Source organism: Stenotrophomonas sp. WED208 (assembly GCF_040984485.1).
Lineage (GTDB): Bacteria > Pseudomonadota > Gammaproteobacteria > Xanthomonadales > Xanthomonadaceae > Stenotrophomonas > Stenotrophomonas riyadhensis.
Genome location: NZ_JAZARB010000001.1, coordinates 3,500,414 through 3,516,467, shown reverse-complemented (window position 1 = coordinate 3,516,467; position 16,054 = coordinate 3,500,414). Strand labels below are relative to the sequence as shown.

Genomic DNA, 16,054 nt, shown 5'->3' with positions numbered 1-16,054 from the left:
ATCGGGGTCGGATCCCTTTCCGCAGGAACGGGCTCTGACCCCAGCGGGATCCTGTACGCCCATCCACGCATGGCGTGGATCTACTGTAGCGCCGTGCCCATGCTCGGCTGGGTTCAATCCTCGTCCTGGTCGATGAACGCGTAATCGCGATCAATCAGCTGCTGCAGATACGCATCGAAGCTGGGTGCGATCACCGCATAGCTGTCCGGATCGTGCAGGTAGCGCACCACCTGGCCGACCGTGCCGCCCGGTGCCGGGTCGAAATCCAGGTACAGCATCGACGTGCCGCCGTTGTTCATGCAGTGCGAGAAGCACAGGCGGTGGTTCATCGGCAGATCGGCGTCGATGCCCTCACCCAGGATCTCCGGCTCGTCATCCAGCCACTCTTCGTAGATGGAACGGATGCTGTCGTCCCACTGCTGCTGGTCTTCGAAGATCTGCGCAACCGAACGCAGGTAGTAGGGATAGCCGCCGTCCTCCACGTCCGAGCCGAGCACCAGCACGCAGACCTCGCCGCCTGGATACTCGCGGAAATGGGTGCCATCCACGCGCGACAACAGTTCCATCAGGCTGTCAGGGACCTGTGGCCACTGCGCACGCAGGCGCTGCAGGTCTTCGCCGCTGGCGCCCTGCACGTGGGCCCACTGCGGGGCATCCTCGGCAGGCAGGCGGGGGATCAGGCCAGACAGAAAGCGATCAACAAGGTTCATGCAGAAAAAGGGGGACGGAGGGGATTAAGTCGTATCCAACCACACCTGCGTCACGTCGCCAATGCAGAATGCGACGCGGGAGGGGCGAATACGGCTTAATCCCCTCCGTCCCCTTTTTCTTGCGGAGCAGGCGAATGAATCGTTGGCGATGCGGTGTGGCGGTGATGCTGGGGCTGGCAGCGATGCCGGCATGGGCGGCGATGAAGACCCAGCCGGTGGAATGGAAGCATCAGGGCACGACCTTCAGTGGTGTGCTGGTCTACGACGATGGCGGGCATGACAAACGCCCGGGACTGGTGATGGTGCCGAACTGGAAGGGCGTGAACGAATCGGCGGTCGAGAAGGCCAAGCAGCTGGCCGGCGATGACTACGTGGTGCTGGTGGCCGATGTCTACGGCAAGGGCGTGCGGCCGAAGACCGATGCCGAGGCCGGCCCGATCGCCAGCAAGCTGCGCAACGACCGGCCGCTGCTGCGCGCACGTGCGCTGGAGGCGGTGAACGTGCTCAAGGCGCAGGCCGGCAAGGTGCCGCTCGATACCCGTCGGATCGGTGCGGTGGGCTTCTGTTTCGGTGGCACCACGGTGCTGGAACTGGCCCGTGCCGGCGCGCCGCTGGCCGGTGTGGTCAGCCTGCACGGCGGGCTGGGCTCGCCGCTGCCGGCGCAGGCCGGTGGCACGCACCCGTCGGTGCTGGTGCTCAATGGCGCCGACGACACCAGCGTGACCGCCGAGGACATCGCCGGTTTCCAGAAGGAAATGAACGCGGCCAAGGTCGACTGGGAATTCACCAACTACAGCGGCGCGGTGCACTGCTTCGCCGAGCGCGATGCCAACAGTCCGCCAGGCTGCCAGTACAACGAACGGGCGGCCAAGCGCGCCTGGAAAGCGCTGGATGAGTTCTTTGAGGAGCGTTTCGAGAAACGTTGATCCGTGCAGCGGTAGTGCCGGCCGCTGGCCGGCAACCTCATGATGCTGCGGATGTCATCGGGAATGCCGGCCAGCGGCCGGCACTACCGAAGGCGGTCAATGCGAACGCTGCACCGCGTAGCGGGCCAGGCCGCGCAGGGCGGCGACGGCGTCGTTGTCGGCCAGACCATCGAGCGCACGTTCGGCGGCTTCGGCGTATTCCTCGGCGCGACGGCGGCTGTACTCGAGGCCGCCGGTGGCACGGATCGCGGCCAGCACTTCCGGCATCGCCGAGGCGTCGCCGTCCTGCACGATGGTGCGCAGGCGCTCGCGGGTGGCGGCGTCCGAATGGGCCATGGCGTGGATCAGCGGCAGCGTGGCCTTGCCCTCGGCGAGGTCGTCACCCAGGTTCTTGCCCAGCTCCTCGGCATTGGCCGAGTAGTCCAGCACGTCGTCGGCGATCTGGAACGCGTAGCCCAGGTGCATGCCGTAGTCGAACAGGGCCTGCTGGGTGGCTTCGTCCACACCGCTGGCCAGCGCGCCGAGGCGGGTGCCGGCAGCGAACAGCACCGCGGTCTTGCGTTCGATCACGCGCAGGTAGGCGGCTTCGTCGGTATCGGGGTTGTGCACGTGCAGCAGCTGCAGCACTTCACCCTCGGCGATGCGGTTGGTGGCATCGGCCAGGATCTGCATCACCGACATGCGTTCCAGCTCGACCATCAGCTGGAAGCTGCGCGAGTACAGGAAGTCGCCGACCAGCACGCTGGGCGCGTTGCCCCACAGCGCGTTGGCGGTGCTGCGGCCACGGCGCAGGCTGGATTCGTCCACCACGTCATCGTGCAGCAGGGTGGAGGTGTGGATGAACTCGATGATCGCCGCCAACTGGTGGTGATCCGGGCCGGCGTGGCCGACCGCGTGGCCGGCCAGCATGACCAGCATCGGGCGCAGACGTTTGCCGCCGGCGGAAATGATGTGGTCGGCGATCTGGTTGATCAGCACGACGTCCGAGGACAGCCGGCGCCGGATCAGGGCGTCGACGGCGGCCATGTCGGCCGCGGCAAGCGACTGGATCTGGGGCAGGCCCAGGGCGGGACGGGTGTCTTCGGTGATGGTCATGCGATCAGGCTTTCAGGCTCATCGCTGATTATAGGCGTTGCCTGTGAATTCGGGCGCAAACCGGGCTGGCCGACGTCCCCGGCCCGGCCACGGCTGCCGCCTGCGTGAATACGTATGCAGGTTGCGCCATGCCCGGGAGGGCGCCGCTAAGCTTGCCGGAACAGGATTTAGGCCCGCTTCCGGCGGGCCCTGCATGCCCGGAGGGGGGCTGTCGATGTCGCACTATCCATGGTGGCGCGGAGCCGTCATCTACCAGATCTACCCGCGCAGCTACCTCGACGCCAACGGCGATGGCGTGGGCGACCTGCCAGGCATCATCCAGCGCCTGGACCACATTGCCGCGCTGGGCGTGGATGCGATCTGGATTTCGCCGTTCTTCAAGTCGCCGATGGCCGACTTCGGCTACGACATCGCCGACTACCGCGACGTCGACCCGCTGTTTGGCAGTCTGGACGACTTCGACCGTCTGCTGGCCAAGGCCCACGGCCTGGGCCTGAAGGTGATGATCGATCAGGTACTGAGCCACACCTCGATCGAGCACGCCTGGTTCCGCGAGAGCCGCCAGGATCGTAGCAACCCGAAGGCGGACTGGTACGTCTGGGCCGACCCGCGCGAGGACGGCACGCCGCCCAACAACTGGCTGTCGCTGTTCGGCGGCTGCGCCTGGCAGTGGGAGCCGCGCCGCGAGCAGTACTACCTGCACAACTTCCTGGTCGACCAGCCGGACCTGAACTTCCATCACCCGGACGTCCAGCAGGCGACCCTGGACAACGTGCGCTTCTGGCTGGACCGCGGCGTGGATGGCTTCCGCCTGGATGCGATCAACTTCTGCTTCCATGACGCGCAGCTGCGCGACAACCCGGCCAAGCCGGCGGAGAAGCGCTTCGGTCGCGGCTTCAGCCCGGACAATCCGTACGCCTACCAGTACCACTATTACAACAACACCCAGCCGGAGAACCTGCCGTTCCTGGAGCGGCTGCGCGCGCTGCTGGACGAGTACCCGGGGGCGGTCAGCCTGGGCGAGATCTCCTCGGAGGACTCGCTGGCGACCACGGCTGAGTACACCCGCGATGGCCGCCTGCACATGGGCTACAGCTTCGAACTGCTGGTGGACGACTACAGCGCGGCCTATATCCGCGACACGGTCTCGCGGCTGGAAGCGGCGATGACCGAAGGCTGGCCGTGCTGGGCGGTTTCGAATCACGACGTGGAGCGGGCGGTCAGCCGCTGGGGCGGCCACCCGGCCGACCCGCGGCTGGCGCGGATGCTGGTGGCGATGCTGTGCTCGCTGCGCGGCTCGGTCTGCCTGTACCAGGGCGAGGAACTGGGCCTGGCCGAGGCCGAGGTGCCGTTCGAGGCCCTGCAGGACCCCTATGGCATCACCTTCTGGCCCAACTTCAAGGGCCGCGACGGCTGCCGGACCCCCTTGCCGTGGACCGACGCGCCGCTGGCCGGTTTCACCGCCGGCCAGCCGTGGCTGCCGATCCCGCCCGAGCACCGCGCCGCGGCCGTGGCGGTGCAGGAGCGCGACCCGGACTCGGTCCTGGCCGCGTTCCGCGGGTTCCTGGCCTGGCGGCATAGCCAGCCGGCACTCCTGCATGGCAGCATCCGATTCATCGAAAGCGCCGAGCCAGTGCTGCTGTTCGAGCGTATGCTTGCAGATGAAACCCTCCTGCTGGCCTTCAACCTGTCGGCCGAAGCGGTGAGCCATCCGCTGCCGCCGGGCAACTGGCAGCAGGTGGCGGTGCCGGGCCCGGATGCGGGCACGGTGCAGGGCAATGAACTCCAGCTGCCGCCGCGCGCGGTGTATTGCGCCCGACGCAGCTGACCGTTTTCTCCGGTGGCGGTACTTGCGGGGACGGGGCCGAAGCGCCCCGTCCCTTTTTTGTGGGTGGGATTGTGGTGAAGGGCATCCACGCATGGCGTGGATCTACCCAGCGACACCCTAACCAGTAGATCCACGCCAGGCGTGGATGGGCCTTGCCGACCGACCGCCGGCATTCGCGCAAAAGAAAACCCGCTGCCTGCACAGCGGGTTTCCGGTCCTGCTCCCCTTGTGTTGCCGGCCAGCGGCCGGCACTACCCGGTCGTGGTCAGAACTTGTAGTTCACGCCCAGCATGTAGGTGCGGCCCCACTCGATGTATTCCAGCGGGCGGTCCTTGCTGCCGGCGTAGGTGCGGTACGGCTCGTTGGTCAGGTTGCTGCCCTGCAGCAGCAGGGTCAGCCCGCGCAGGCTGCTGCTGTCGCTGAAGGTGTAGCTGACCTGTGCATCGGTCACGTTCTCGCCCACCACGTAGCGCAGCGTGCGATTGCCGTTGAAGTTGCCGATCTCACCGATGAAGTCCGAACGGCGGCGCTGGCTCACACGTGCTTCAAAGCCGCTGCGCTCGTAGTAGGCGGTGAAGTTGTACACGCGCTTGGACAGTCCCGGCAGGCTGATCGGGTCGGTGCCCACACTGGAGGCGCTCTCCGGATCCAGGATGGTGATGTCGCTCTTGTTGAAGGTCGCGCTGGCCTGCACGCCGAAGCCGCGCAGGCTGTCGGTCAGCATCTCCAGCGGGAACGACCCGGTCAGCTCCAGCCCCTTCAACGTGCCGCCCTTGCCGTTCTGCGGCGTGGAGAAGGTGCCGGTGGTCAGCACCGGTTCGGTCATGCCCGGTGGTGGCACGTAGTTGCCCAGCAGGCCGCTGAAGTCGTAGTTGTCCACCGACTGCGTGTAGACGTAGCTCTTCAGGTCCTTGTAGAAGATCGCCGCAGCCACGTAGGCCTTCTCGCCGAAGTATTTCTCATAGGACAGGTCCAGCGCGGTGGCGCGCCACGGATCCAGCAGCGGGTTGCCGCCACTGCCGCCGGGGCGGCCGTTGTTGGTATCCACGCCGAATTCCAGGCCGGCACGCATCTGGTCCACGCGCGGGCGTGCCACCTGCTTGGCGGCGGCGAAGCGCAGCGTCTGCTGGTGCGGGAACATGAACACCAGATTCAAGCTCGGCAGCCAGTCCTTGTAGGTCCTGCCGGCAGAGAAGGGCTGGATGTTGCTGCCTGCCGGCTGCGAGCTGTCCCAGTAGCGCGAATCCGAGCTCTGGTCGGTGTGCTGCATCTGCACGCCGATGTTGCCGCGCACGCCGACCACGCCGATGTCGGTGTTGATGTTCAGGCGTGCCCACGCCGTGGTGATCTTCTCCTCGACTGTCCACGACTTGGGAATCAGATAGTCCAGGTTGTCGACCGGGTTGAAGGTCATGTAGCGACCCACGGCTGCCGGCACGTTCCACGACGGGATGTAGCCGATGCCGGCGAAACCGAGATTGACTGGGCGGTACTGCAGGTCCGGAGCGATGGTGGATTCGCCTTGGGCGCCGAGCAGGATGTTGCCTTCGGCCTGGGACTTCTGCTTGCGACGGTCGGCATAGTTCACGCCCACGTCCACATCCGAGAACCAGCTGGACATGGCTTCGGGAACCGGCAGCGTCGCCGCCAGCTTGGCGCCCTTCAAGCGATCTTCCACCTCCGGCACCTTGCCGTAGCCGGAACCATAGATCGTGTTGGTCAGGAACAGGCTGCCCGGATTGGAATAGTCGCGCCCCGGCGTGATCTGCGAGAAGCTGTTGTTGTTCACCACCAGGCCGATCGTGTCGAACTGCGGGCGCGGCACCAGTTGCAGGTTGTTTTCCAGGTTGATCTCGCGGCGGGTTGCCTTCGAATAGTTCAGGTCGGCGACCAGCTTCACGCCACCGACGTTGAACTCGTTGTTCCAGCCGAACGCATCGATCTTGTCCTTGCGCTTGTTGTACATGCCGCGCACCAGCGGGTACGCATTGTTGATCGTGCCACCGGTGAAGCTGCCATCGGCATTGCGGCCGACATTGCTGAACACCGGCAGGATCGCGTTGGGATTGTTGCTGTCCTCGCCGTTGCCGCTGAGGCTCAGCTCGAACTGGTTGGCGGTGTCGATCTGCTCGGCTTCGGTGTGGAACGCATCGAAGGTGCTGGTCCAGCTGTTGCTGGGGCGGAACTGGATCGTTGCCATCACACCGTCGCGCTTGTTGTTGCCGGTACGGCGCAGCGCCTTGATGCCATCGGTGAAGTAGGTGCCAGGTGCGATTCCGCGACGCTCGCCCTTGTCGGTGTGTTCGGTGGTCCACGGCTCGTACAGGCCGACCTGGTTCTCCTGGATCGGCATGTCGCTGTGCGCGTAGCCAATGGCGATGCCCAGGGTGTTGTCGAAGAACTGGTCGATGTAACTGGCGCTGAAACGGTTGCCATACGGATCGATGTTGGCGGCGCGGCCCAGGGAGCTCTTCTGGTAGCGGCCGCTGACTGCGATCACGCGCTCGCCGAAGCTGAGCGGGCGCGCGGTCTGCATGTCAATGGTGCCTGACAGGCCCTGGCCGACCAGGGCGGCATCCGGGGTCTTGTAGACGGTTACGCCATTGACCAGCTCGGACGGGTACTGGTCGAACTCGACGCCGCGGTTGTCGCCGGTGCTGACCACTTCACGGCCATTGAGCAGGGTGGTGGCGAAGTCGGGCGACAGGCCACGCACGCTGATCACCTGTGCACGGCCGGCCACGCGCTGGGCAGCCAGGCCGGGCAGGCGCGAGATGGATTCGGCGATGCTGACGTCGGGCAGCTTGCCGATGTCTTCGGCGGAAATCGCTTCGACCACCGAGGTGGCGTCCTGCTTGATCGCGATTGCGTTCTCGATGCCGCGGCGGATGCCGGTGACCTGCACCGTATCCAGGTTGGTGGCGGCGGTGGCGGCCGGCGTGGTGGTGTTCTGCGTGGACTGTGCCGACGCCAGCGTCGGCGCCAGGACAACGGCCAGCGCGATGCTCAGCGCGCTGCGCTTGTGGTTCAACATTTTCCCCTCCCAGGCAATGTTGCAGATCGATTCGTGAACGTCCCGGCGTGACCGTGGACGTGCGACGCGGTGGCCGCTGTCGTCGCCGCTATGGTAGGCAGCGCGTTCTTCGCGGGAATCACCCTGCATACGTATTCAATGGCGTTTGCAGGGGTGTAATCGCTTTCAGGTACCTCGTGCGGTAGTGCCGGCCGCTGGCCGGCAATCACGATCACCGGGTTGCCGGCCAGCGGCCGGCACTGCCGGGGCATTCAAAGCGGCGTGAAACGAATGGCCTGCCCGCCACCCGGCGCAAGCACAAGCGTCAGTGCATCGGCGCTGGTCACCTCACGGGTTTCGCGCGCGAACGCGAATGGATTGCTGCGGAAATCAGCACCGACGCCATCGCGGTAGATTTCGGCGCGGTAGCGCACGCCCGGTTCCAGGAAGCCCAGAGATACCGGCAGCACACGGCCGTGCTCGTCGGTGATGCTGCCGAGGAACCAGTCGCGGCTGTTGCGGTCGCGGCGCACGATCGTCACGTAGTCGCCCACTTCGCCATCGAGCACGCGGCTCTGCTCCCAGTCCACCGCGACGTCTTCGATGAAACGGAATGCCTCGCGATGCTGCAGGTAGTGCTCGGGCAGGTCGGCGGCCATCTGGATCGGGCTGTACAGCACCACGTACAGCGCCAGTTGGCGTGCCAGCGTGCTGGGAATGGCCTGGCCGTGGCGGCCCTTCAGGCTGAGGATGCCGGGGGTGTAATCCATCGGCCCGGCCAGCATGCGGGTGAACACCAGGTTGACCTCATGTTCCGGCGGGTTCGGCGGCTGGCCCCAGGCGTTGTACTCCATGCCACGTGCGCCTTCGCGCGAGATCCAGTTGGGATAGGTGCGGCGCAGGCCGGTGTCCTTGATCGGCTCATGCGGGTTCACCGACAGGTGCCGCCGCGCCGCTTCCTGGACCACCTTCAGGTGGTGGCGCGCCATGAACTGCCCGTCATGCCACTCACGCCACAGCGGGCCGCCCGAGGGATTGCGGCGGTCGACCTGGCCGTCGTCACAGACGTAGCCGGTCTTGAACTGGTCCACGCCCAGCCGCGCATACAGGTCCAGTGCGGTACCCAGCTGGTCCTCGTAATGCTCGATGGCACAGCCGGTTTCGTGGTGGCCGATCAGATGCACATCCTTCTTCAGGCCATACGCTGACAGCGCTTCAATGTCGAAATCGGGTGTGGCACGGGTGAAATCGAAGTCGTAGCCATTGCCCACCCACATGCCGTCCCAGCCCGGATTCCAGCCTTCCACCAGCACGCCACGGAAGCCGTGCGCGGCGGCGAAGTCGATCACCTTCTTCGTCTTGGCGGTGGTGGCCGCATGCTTCGGCCCGGTCGCCCAGCTCTCGTTGTCCAGGTGCATTGACCACCACACGCCCAGGTACTTGGCCGGTTTCACCCAGCTCACATCGCCCAGTGCATTGGGCTCGTTGAGGTTGAGGATGAGGTCTGATTCGACCAGGCCACCTGCACGGTCGGCAATCTGCAGCGTGCGCCACGGCGTGGCGAAGGGCAGGGCGCGGCGCACCTTCCAGCCTTCTGCCGAGGGCGACAGCTGCGCGCGCAGGCGCTGGCCCTCGGTTCGCCGCAGCCACATGCCGGCATAGTCCACCAGCGCGGCCTCGTGGATCGCCACGTGCAGCCCATCGCGGCTGCGCAGGGTCATTGGCGTATGCACCAACGGCACCTCATTCAACGGCGTGCGCCGGTACAGGTACTCGTAGTGGATCGGTTCCCCGGCAGGGATCCACCACGCGGTGGAATCCTGTGCGATGGCGAACTCGGTCAGCTCGTCATCGATGATCGCTTCGCGCAGGTTCGGCTGCTCGGGGAATACGTAGCGGAAGCCGAGGCCATCGTCGTAGATGCGGAACACCACATCGAGCCGGCGCTTGCTGCCGGTGGTCTCGGCCAGATGCACGGTCAGCTCATTGAAACGGTTGCGGGTAATCCGGCGCTCGCCCCAGGGCTGTTCCCAGCTGTCATCGACGCTGCGTTGCTGCTGGCCGAGCAGGGCGAAATCGCGGTCCAGGCGGCCATCGCGCAAGGCAAAGCCCAGCTTCGAATCTTCCACGACTGTCTCGCCGAAACGCTCGACGCGATAGCGCGCCGTGCCGCCGTCCAGCACCATGCTGGCCTTGAGCATCCTGCCAGGCGATTCGACAGTGACGACCTGCGGCGCGGCCTGCGACAGCGTGGTCATTCCCAGCAACGCCAGGCCGAATACGTGCGCGAGCACAGTGCGTACAGCAGTGGACGACATCGGCATTTCCCCTCCCAAGGCGCCGTTGGCAGACCCGGACCATAAGCCAGCGCGGCAGGCCCGCTACCGCGCAACGCCATGAATACGTATGCAGCTGGACGCAGCCGACAGCCCCGCGTCTACCATGGGGCCAAGGCACCTTGAGGGAGGGGCCGCGCCCGCCCGCCGACAACGACGGTGCGGACCTACAACGCGTGCAGAGAGGGAGGGAGGCCGACGGGCGCAAGCCGGTCCGCCGCTTCGATGCTGAAGATCATTTGCCTGACCGCTGCCCTGGGGGCAGCGCTGGGATCGACCGCGCAGGCGGCCGACCTGCAATTCGACGGCCGCCATGCGCGTGCCGAAGCCGCTGCCAACGGCAGCTTCGTGCTGCATGCGCCGAAGGGAGAGGTACGTATCGCGCCCATGCCGATGCGCAGCCAGACCGGCAGCGTGATGTTCGATGCACTGTTCGCGCTGGCCCAGCAGGAGATGGACCAGGACCGCGTGGATGCGATCCGTGATCCCGCCTTCGACGAAGGCCGGCCGGTGCCGTGCGAGTGCTTCCAGACCGGCGCGCGCTGGCCCTACGTGTGGACGCGTGATGTCAGCTTCGCCGCCGACCTGGCGCTGGCGCGGCTGGATCCGCAGCGCACCCGGCAGTCGCTGCAGTTCAAGCTGTCGGCAGCGCGCGATGGCCATACACCCGGCCTGTTCGTCGCGCAGGACACCGGTTCCGGCGGCAGCTGGCCGATCAGCAGCGACCGCGTGGTGTGGTTCCTGGCGGCACGTCACCTGCTGGAAGATCGCGCGTTTGCCGACCAGGTCTGGCAGGCGCTGCAGGGCACGCTGGCGCAGGATCGCGCGATGGTGTTCGACGCGCAGATGGGCCTGTACCGTGGCGAGACCTCGTTCCTGGACTGGCGCGAGCAGACCTATCCGGACTGGACCCGTGAGGACGTGCGCTTCATCGGTGACTCCTACGCACTGTCCACCAATGTGCTGCACTACCAGGCGCTGCGCCTGGCCGAACGGCTGGCCAGCCAGCACGGCGACGCCCGCGCGGCCGACTACAAGGCGTGGGCCGATGCGTTGGCGCAGCAGATCGATGCACGCTTCTGGCGCGAGGATATCGGCCAGTACATGAGCTACATCGGCGAAGCCGCGCACCCGGTGCCGTACGCCAAGGTCGATCTGCTTGGCCTGTCGCTGGGCATCCTCGCCGAGGTGCTGCCGCCGGAGCGCGCGCGCCGTGCACTGGCTGCCTACCCGATGGGGCCAGCCGGCAGCCCGGTGGTGTGGCCGCAGGAGGCGCAGCAGCCGATCTACCACAACCGCGCGATCTGGCCGTTCGTCAGTGCCTACTCGCTGCGTGCGGCACGGCAGCTGGATGATGCACCACGCATCGCCGCCGAGATCCGCTCGCTGATGCAGGGCGCCGCGCTGGCCGGTTCCAACATGGAGAACTACGAGCTGGTCAGCCAGGCCGTGCATGTTGACGAGGGCGCGTTGAGCGGCCCGGTGGTCAACTCCGAACGCCAGCTGTGGTCGGTGGCCGGCTATCTGTCGATGGTGGTCGAGGGCGTGTTCGGTGTGCAGGACGATGGCCGCGTGCAGCCCAAGTTGCCGGCCGTGCTGGTGCCAGAACTGTTCGGCACGCGCCCTCGCATCACGCTGGAAGCCAACGGCAAGCGCTATGTGCTGGAGCGCCCGCAGAACGTGGGCGATGGCCTGCTGGTGGCCGGCAGCACCACCACGCGTGGCACGACCACCACGGTGGAGCTGGTCGCCGCCCCGGCAGCAACCGGTTTTTCTGCCACGACTGCGGATGCCAACGCGCGTGCGCCAGCTACACCGACTGCGCCGCAGGCCACCCGCAAAGGCACTGGCTGGAGCGTGCCGGTTGCGGCTGACCAGACGCTATGGAAGGACGGCAGGCATGTCGCCGCCAGCAATGGCCAGGTGCACATCAGCGACGATGGCCTGCAGCACTGCCTCAGCCTGACCCGGCGCGTGGGTGCATTGGAATCACTGCACAGCCCGACGCGCTGCGTCGGTCCGCAGCAGGTGCTGAAGGGCGATGATCGCTGGCAGTTCACCTCGGCCAGGGCCGGGCAGGTGCGCCTGCGCCTGCAGTACCGCAACCCGAACGGGCCGATCAACACTGGCGTCACCGCTGCGGTCAAGCAGCTGGTGCTGCAGTGCCCGGGCCAGCCGTTGCAGCAGCATACGGTCACCCTGCCGCACAGCGTGGCGATGCAGGACTCGACCTCGGCGACATTCACGGTGCCCAAGGGGCAATGCACGGTCGCGCTTGAAGAGGGCTTCAACATGAGCGCGCTGCAGCACTTCGCGCACTACACCGGCGGCAAGGGTGGACGCGATGGTGTGCTCAACCAGGCCCAGGTGCAGGCGCTGAAGGTGGCGCCGGTGGCGATGGAAGAGGGCGCACGATGAGTCGTCCCGCCAAACCGCAGTTGTCGTTCTGGCAGATCTGGAACATGTGTTTCGGCTTCCTCGGCATCCAGTTCGGGTTCGCCCTGCAGAACGCCAACGCCAGCCGCATCTTCGAGACACTGGGCGCGGACATGGACGCGGTACCCGGGCTGTGGATCGCGGCGCCACTGACTGGCCTGCTGGTGCAGCCGGTGATCGGTTACCTGTCCGATCGCACCTGGACGCGCTGGGGCCGTCGCCGCCCGTTCTTCATGATCGGTGCGGTACTGACTACGCTGGCGCTGCTGGTGATGCCGAATTCGCCGACGCTGTGGATCGCCGCCGGTACCTTGTGGGTGCTGGACGCCTCGATCAACGTGTCGATGGAACCGTTCCGCGCCTTCGTCGGTGATCAGCTGGCACCACGCCAGCGGCCGGCCGGCTACGCGATGCAGAGCTTCTTCATCGGCGTGGGCGCCATCGTCGCCAGCTTCCTGCCCTTCATCCTCGCCCGCTTCGGGGTCGCCAATACGGCCGCCGCAGGCGAAGTGCCCGATACCGTGCGCTATGCGTTCTACTTCGGCGCGGTGGTGCTGCTGGCGGCGATCACCTGGACCGTGGTCAGCACCCGCGAGTACTCGCCGGCAGAGCTGGCCGGATTCGATGACGCCGAGCCGCCGGCGCACCACGCAGGGGCTGCGATCAGTGGCCCGGCACCGTGGGCACAGGTGGCCGTATGGCTGGGGCTGGGCGTGCTGCTGGCGCTGCTGATCGCCTGGCGGCAGGGCGACAGGATGCTGTACGTGCTGGCCGGCCTGTGTGCCGGCTATGGCCTGCTGCTGGCGGCCGCGCGTGCGCTGCCGGCCACGCATATGCTGGCCGCCATCGTCGGTGACCTGCGCGCGATGCCGGTGACCATGCGTCGTTTGGCGTGGGTGCAGTTCTTCTCGTGGTTCGCGCTGTTTGCGATGTGGATCTACACCACCGCCGCGGTGGCGGGTACCCACTTCGGCTCGACCGATCCGCAGTCAGCGGCCTACAACGAGGGCGCCAACTGGGTGGGCGTGCTGTTCGGTGCCTACAACGGCTTCGCCGCGCTGGCCGCAGTACTGATCCCGCCGATGGTGCGTGCGATCGGCCTGCGCTGGAGCCACCTGGTCAACCTGTGGCTGGGCGGCGCCGGCCTGGTCTCGCTGATGTTCATCCGCGACCCGCACTGGCTGCTGCTGTCGATGGTCGGTGTCGGCTTCGCCTGGGCGTCCATTCTTTCGCTGCCCTATGCGCTGTTGTCCGACAGCGTGCCGGCCTCGAAGATGGGCGTGTACATGGGCATCTTCAATTTCTTCATCGTGATCCCGCAGCTGGTTGCGGCCAGCGCGCTCGGCTTTGCCCTGCGCGCCTGGCTGGGTGGCCAGCCGATGCATGTGCTGGTGCTGGGCGGCTGCAGCCTGTTCGTTGCCGGCCTGTGCGTGCTGCGGGTTCCGTCCCGTCCGGAGGTGGTGTGATGCGTGGTGCGCTGTCTGTTGCTGTTTCCCTGGTACTGCTGGCCGGCCATGCGGCGGCCGCGCCACGCCCGGACTATGTGGGCACCACCGAACCGTTCGCCAGCGATGCGGTGTACTTCGTGGTCACCGACCGCTTCGTCAACGGCGACCCGTCCAACGATCATCGCGACCAGGGCGGCACGCATCGCACCTTCGATATCCCGGTGCCGTGCCCGGACAAGGTGGACGGCAACATCGGCTATCTCGGCGGTGACTTCCGCGGCGTGCTCGACAATGCGCAGTACATCCGCAACCTCGGCTTCGGCGCGGTATGGATCACGCCGATCGTTGACAACCCGGACGAGGCGTTCACCGGCAGCAAGCCGATCAGCTGCACCAGTACGCTGACCGATCGCGGCAAGACCGGCTACCACGGCTACTGGGGCATCAACTTCTACAAGCTCGATGAGCACCTGCCCAGCAAGGACCTCGACTTCGCGGGGTTGACCAAGGGCCTGCATGGCGCGGGCCTGAAGGTGGTGCTGGACATCGTCGGCAACCACGGCTCGCCAGCCTGGACCATGCCGACGCGGCAGCCGCAGTTCGGCCAGATCTTCGACAAGGACGGAGCGCTGATCGCTGATCACCAGAACCTGCCGCCGCAGAAACTGGACCCGAAGCACAACCCGCTGCACGCGTTCTACAACAACGTCGGTCCGGTCGACAGCAAGGAGGGATCGATCTTCGACGGCAACCTCGCCGAACTGTCCGACTTCAACCAGGACAATCCGGCGGTGATGGACTACCTGGTCGGCGCTTACCTGCAGTGGACCGCGCAGGGCGTGGACGCGTTGCGCATCGACACCATCGGCTGGTTGCCGCACCCGTGGTGGCATGCCTTCGTCAAACGCATTCGCGCCGAGCACCCAGGCATGTTCATGTTCGGCGAAGCGTTCGATTACGATGCCGCGCGCATTGCCGAGCACACCTGGCCGGCCAACGCCAACGTCAGCGTGCTCGATTTCCCGTTGCGCGGCGCACTGGAACAGACCTTCGGCACCGCCGGCAAGGGCTTTGAAACCCTGGCCGAGCCGCTGCACCTGAGCGGTGGGCCGTACGCCAACCCGTACGAGCTGATGAGCTTCTACGACAACCACGACATGCCGCGGCTGCAGGCCAGCGACAACGGCTTCATCGATGCGCACAACTGGCTGTTCACCGCGCGCGGTATTCCGGTGGTCTATTACGGCTCGGAAACCGGCTTCATGCGTGGTCGCGCCGAGCATGCCGGCAATCGTGCCTACTTCGGTCAGCCGCGCGTGGACGCTGCCCCGCAGAGCCCGATCTTCGCGCCGCTGCAGCGCATCGCCAGGCTGCGCGCAGCCACCCCGGCCCTGCAGCGCGGCCTGCAGGTGAACGAACGCCTGCAGGGCGATGAGGCGGTGTTCCTCCGCGTGCTGCAGCAGGGCGACGTGGTGCAGACCGCGCTGGTGCTGCTGAACAAGGGGGACCAGGCCAGAACCTTCACCGTAGCGCGTTACGTGCAGGCGGGCCGGTGGCGCGATGCACTGGACGGCGGTTGGTTGCAGGTGGATGCCTCCCTGAAGGCCGACGTGCCCGCGCACGGCGTGAAGGTCTACGTGCTGGACGCCGCCGTGCAGCAGCCGGCATTGCAGGCCGAGCTGGACAAGGCGATGGCCGACCAGAAGGCGCGGGATCAGCGGCTGGGGCGGTAGTGCTGGCCGCTGGCCGGCAACCCATGAATCCATGGCACCTGCCTACCGCTCTGGTGGGTGCCAACCTTGGTTGGCACGCTTTTCGAGCAGTCGAGCAAGCTCGACTTTACAATAGGCACCCCTCACGCCCCGCCGTACCGCCATGACCGACCTCGCCGCGCAGACCCCGATCGAAACCCTGCTGAAGGCGGCGATGGACGGGACGGTGCCGATCCGCGCCTTCATGGAGGCCTTCGTCGCCTCCGAGGTGGTGCTGCTGACCGGCAGTCTGGTCACCCCGGACGGCAGCGGCTTCGACCCGCTGCTGTTCGACAAGCAGGGCACCCTGCACGTGGCCGTGTTCACCGACCCGTCGCGGGTGGGCATCTACAGCCAGCAGGCCGAACACCAGATCCGCTGGCTGATGCTGGATGTACTGCGTCGCGTGCCGGGTGGCTATGGCGTGGTGATCAACCCGGGTACTTCGCTGGGCTTTGAGATCTCGCCCAGCGGCATCGGCGAGATCCTGAAGGACTTCGCCCAACGCTGA

At 66.4% G+C, this 16,054-nt stretch carries 10 protein-coding genes; 6 read left to right on the top strand and 4 right to left on the bottom strand.

The window, feature by feature from the left end:
• Positions 1–113: 113 nt before the first annotated feature.
• Positions 114–710 carry an SMI1/KNR4 family protein gene (locus VPH47_RS15865; protein WP_368851231.1) on the bottom strand — a complete coding sequence of 199 codons (597 nt, stop codon included), beginning with the start codon at positions 708–710 and terminating at the stop codon, positions 114–116.
• A 134-nt stretch (positions 711–844) separates the two neighbouring features.
• On the opposite strand from VPH47_RS15865, the gene VPH47_RS15860 reads away from it, so the two are divergent.
• Complete coding sequence (locus tag VPH47_RS15860) at positions 845–1,636, top strand: dienelactone hydrolase family protein (protein ID WP_368851230.1); 792 nt, start codon at positions 845–847, stop codon at positions 1,634–1,636.
• A gap of 96 nt (positions 1,637–1,732) precedes the next feature.
• On the opposite strand, the gene VPH47_RS15855 is transcribed toward VPH47_RS15860, so the two are convergent.
• The gene (locus VPH47_RS15855; RefSeq protein ID WP_110711491.1) at positions 1,733–2,731 is read right to left on the bottom strand and encodes a polyprenyl synthetase family protein; all 999 of its coding nucleotides are present in this window, start codon (positions 2,729–2,731) and stop codon (positions 1,733–1,735) included.
• Positions 2,732–2,945: 214 nt separating this feature from the next.
• Between VPH47_RS15855 and VPH47_RS15850 the strand changes: the two genes are divergently transcribed.
• Positions 2,946–4,559 (top strand): alpha-glucosidase family protein, encoded by a 1,614-nt coding sequence (locus tag VPH47_RS15850; protein WP_110711493.1) that lies wholly within the window; start codon positions 2,946–2,948, stop codon positions 4,557–4,559.
• Positions 4,560–4,824: 265 nt separating this feature from the next.
• Here the strand turns inward: VPH47_RS15850 and VPH47_RS15845 are convergent, their stop codons facing one another.
• Both VPH47_RS15845 and VPH47_RS15840 read right to left on the bottom strand, forming a co-directional pair.
• Entirely contained in the window at positions 4,825–7,593 is a 2,769-nt protein-coding gene (locus tag VPH47_RS15845; protein ID WP_368851229.1) for a TonB-dependent receptor, read from the bottom strand.
• Positions 7,594–7,844: 251 nt separating this feature from the next.
• Positions 7,845–9,896, bottom strand: a complete 2,052-nt coding sequence (locus tag VPH47_RS15840) for a glycoside hydrolase family 97 protein (RefSeq protein WP_368851228.1) — start codon at positions 9,894–9,896, stop codon at positions 7,845–7,847.
• Between the two features lie 237 nt (positions 9,897–10,133).
• Here VPH47_RS15840 and VPH47_RS15835 point away from each other — a divergent pair, with 237 nt between their 5' ends.
• The 4 genes from VPH47_RS15835 (at position 10,134) to VPH47_RS15820 (ending at position 16,054) form a co-directional block, all read left to right on the top strand.
• Positions 10,134–12,326 carry a Six-hairpin glycosidase-like protein gene (locus VPH47_RS15835; RefSeq protein ID WP_368851227.1) on the top strand — a complete coding sequence of 731 codons (2,193 nt, stop codon included), beginning with the start codon at positions 10,134–10,136 and terminating at the stop codon, positions 12,324–12,326.
• Positions 12,323–13,810, top strand: a complete 1,488-nt coding sequence (locus VPH47_RS15830; protein WP_110711498.1) for an MFS transporter — start codon at positions 12,323–12,325, stop codon at positions 13,808–13,810. The genes VPH47_RS15835 and VPH47_RS15830 overlap by 4 nt, the downstream gene beginning before the upstream one ends.
• Complete coding sequence (locus VPH47_RS15825) at positions 13,810–15,525, top strand: alpha-amylase family glycosyl hydrolase (protein WP_368851226.1); 1,716 nt, start codon at positions 13,810–13,812, stop codon at positions 15,523–15,525. The genes VPH47_RS15830 and VPH47_RS15825 overlap by 1 nt, the downstream gene beginning before the upstream one ends.
• Positions 15,526–15,667: 142 nt before the next feature.
• The gene (locus VPH47_RS15820) at positions 15,668–16,054 is read left to right on the top strand and encodes an SseB family protein (protein WP_368851225.1); all 387 of its coding nucleotides are present in this window, start codon (positions 15,668–15,670) and stop codon (positions 16,052–16,054) included.

What these genes read in the sequence shown, in the direction of transcription:
- VPH47_RS15865 (WP_368851231.1), bottom strand. Translation starts at nt 710, where the DNA reads ATGAACCTTGTTGATCGCTTTCTGTCTGGCCTGATCCCCCGCCTGCCT.
- VPH47_RS15860 (WP_368851230.1), top strand. Translation starts at nt 845, where the DNA reads ATGAATCGTTGGCGATGCGGTGTGGCGGTGATGCTGGGGCTGGCAGCG.
- VPH47_RS15855 (WP_110711491.1), bottom strand. Translation starts at nt 2,731, where the DNA reads ATGACCATCACCGAAGACACCCGTCCCGCCCTGGGCCTGCCCCAGATC.
- VPH47_RS15850 (WP_110711493.1), top strand. Translation starts at nt 2,946, where the DNA reads ATGTCGCACTATCCATGGTGGCGCGGAGCCGTCATCTACCAGATCTAC.
- VPH47_RS15845 (WP_368851229.1), bottom strand. Translation starts at nt 7,593, where the DNA reads ATGTTGAACCACAAGCGCAGCGCGCTGAGCATCGCGCTGGCCGTTGTC.
- VPH47_RS15840 (WP_368851228.1), bottom strand. Translation starts at nt 9,896, where the DNA reads ATGCCGATGTCGTCCACTGCTGTACGCACTGTGCTCGCGCACGTATTC.
- VPH47_RS15835 (WP_368851227.1), top strand. Translation starts at nt 10,134, where the DNA reads ATGCTGAAGATCATTTGCCTGACCGCTGCCCTGGGGGCAGCGCTGGGA.
- VPH47_RS15830 (WP_110711498.1), top strand. Translation starts at nt 12,323, where the DNA reads ATGAGTCGTCCCGCCAAACCGCAGTTGTCGTTCTGGCAGATCTGGAAC.
- VPH47_RS15825 (WP_368851226.1), top strand. Translation starts at nt 13,810, where the DNA reads ATGCGTGGTGCGCTGTCTGTTGCTGTTTCCCTGGTACTGCTGGCCGGC.
- VPH47_RS15820 (WP_368851225.1), top strand. Translation starts at nt 15,668, where the DNA reads ATGACCGACCTCGCCGCGCAGACCCCGATCGAAACCCTGCTGAAGGCG.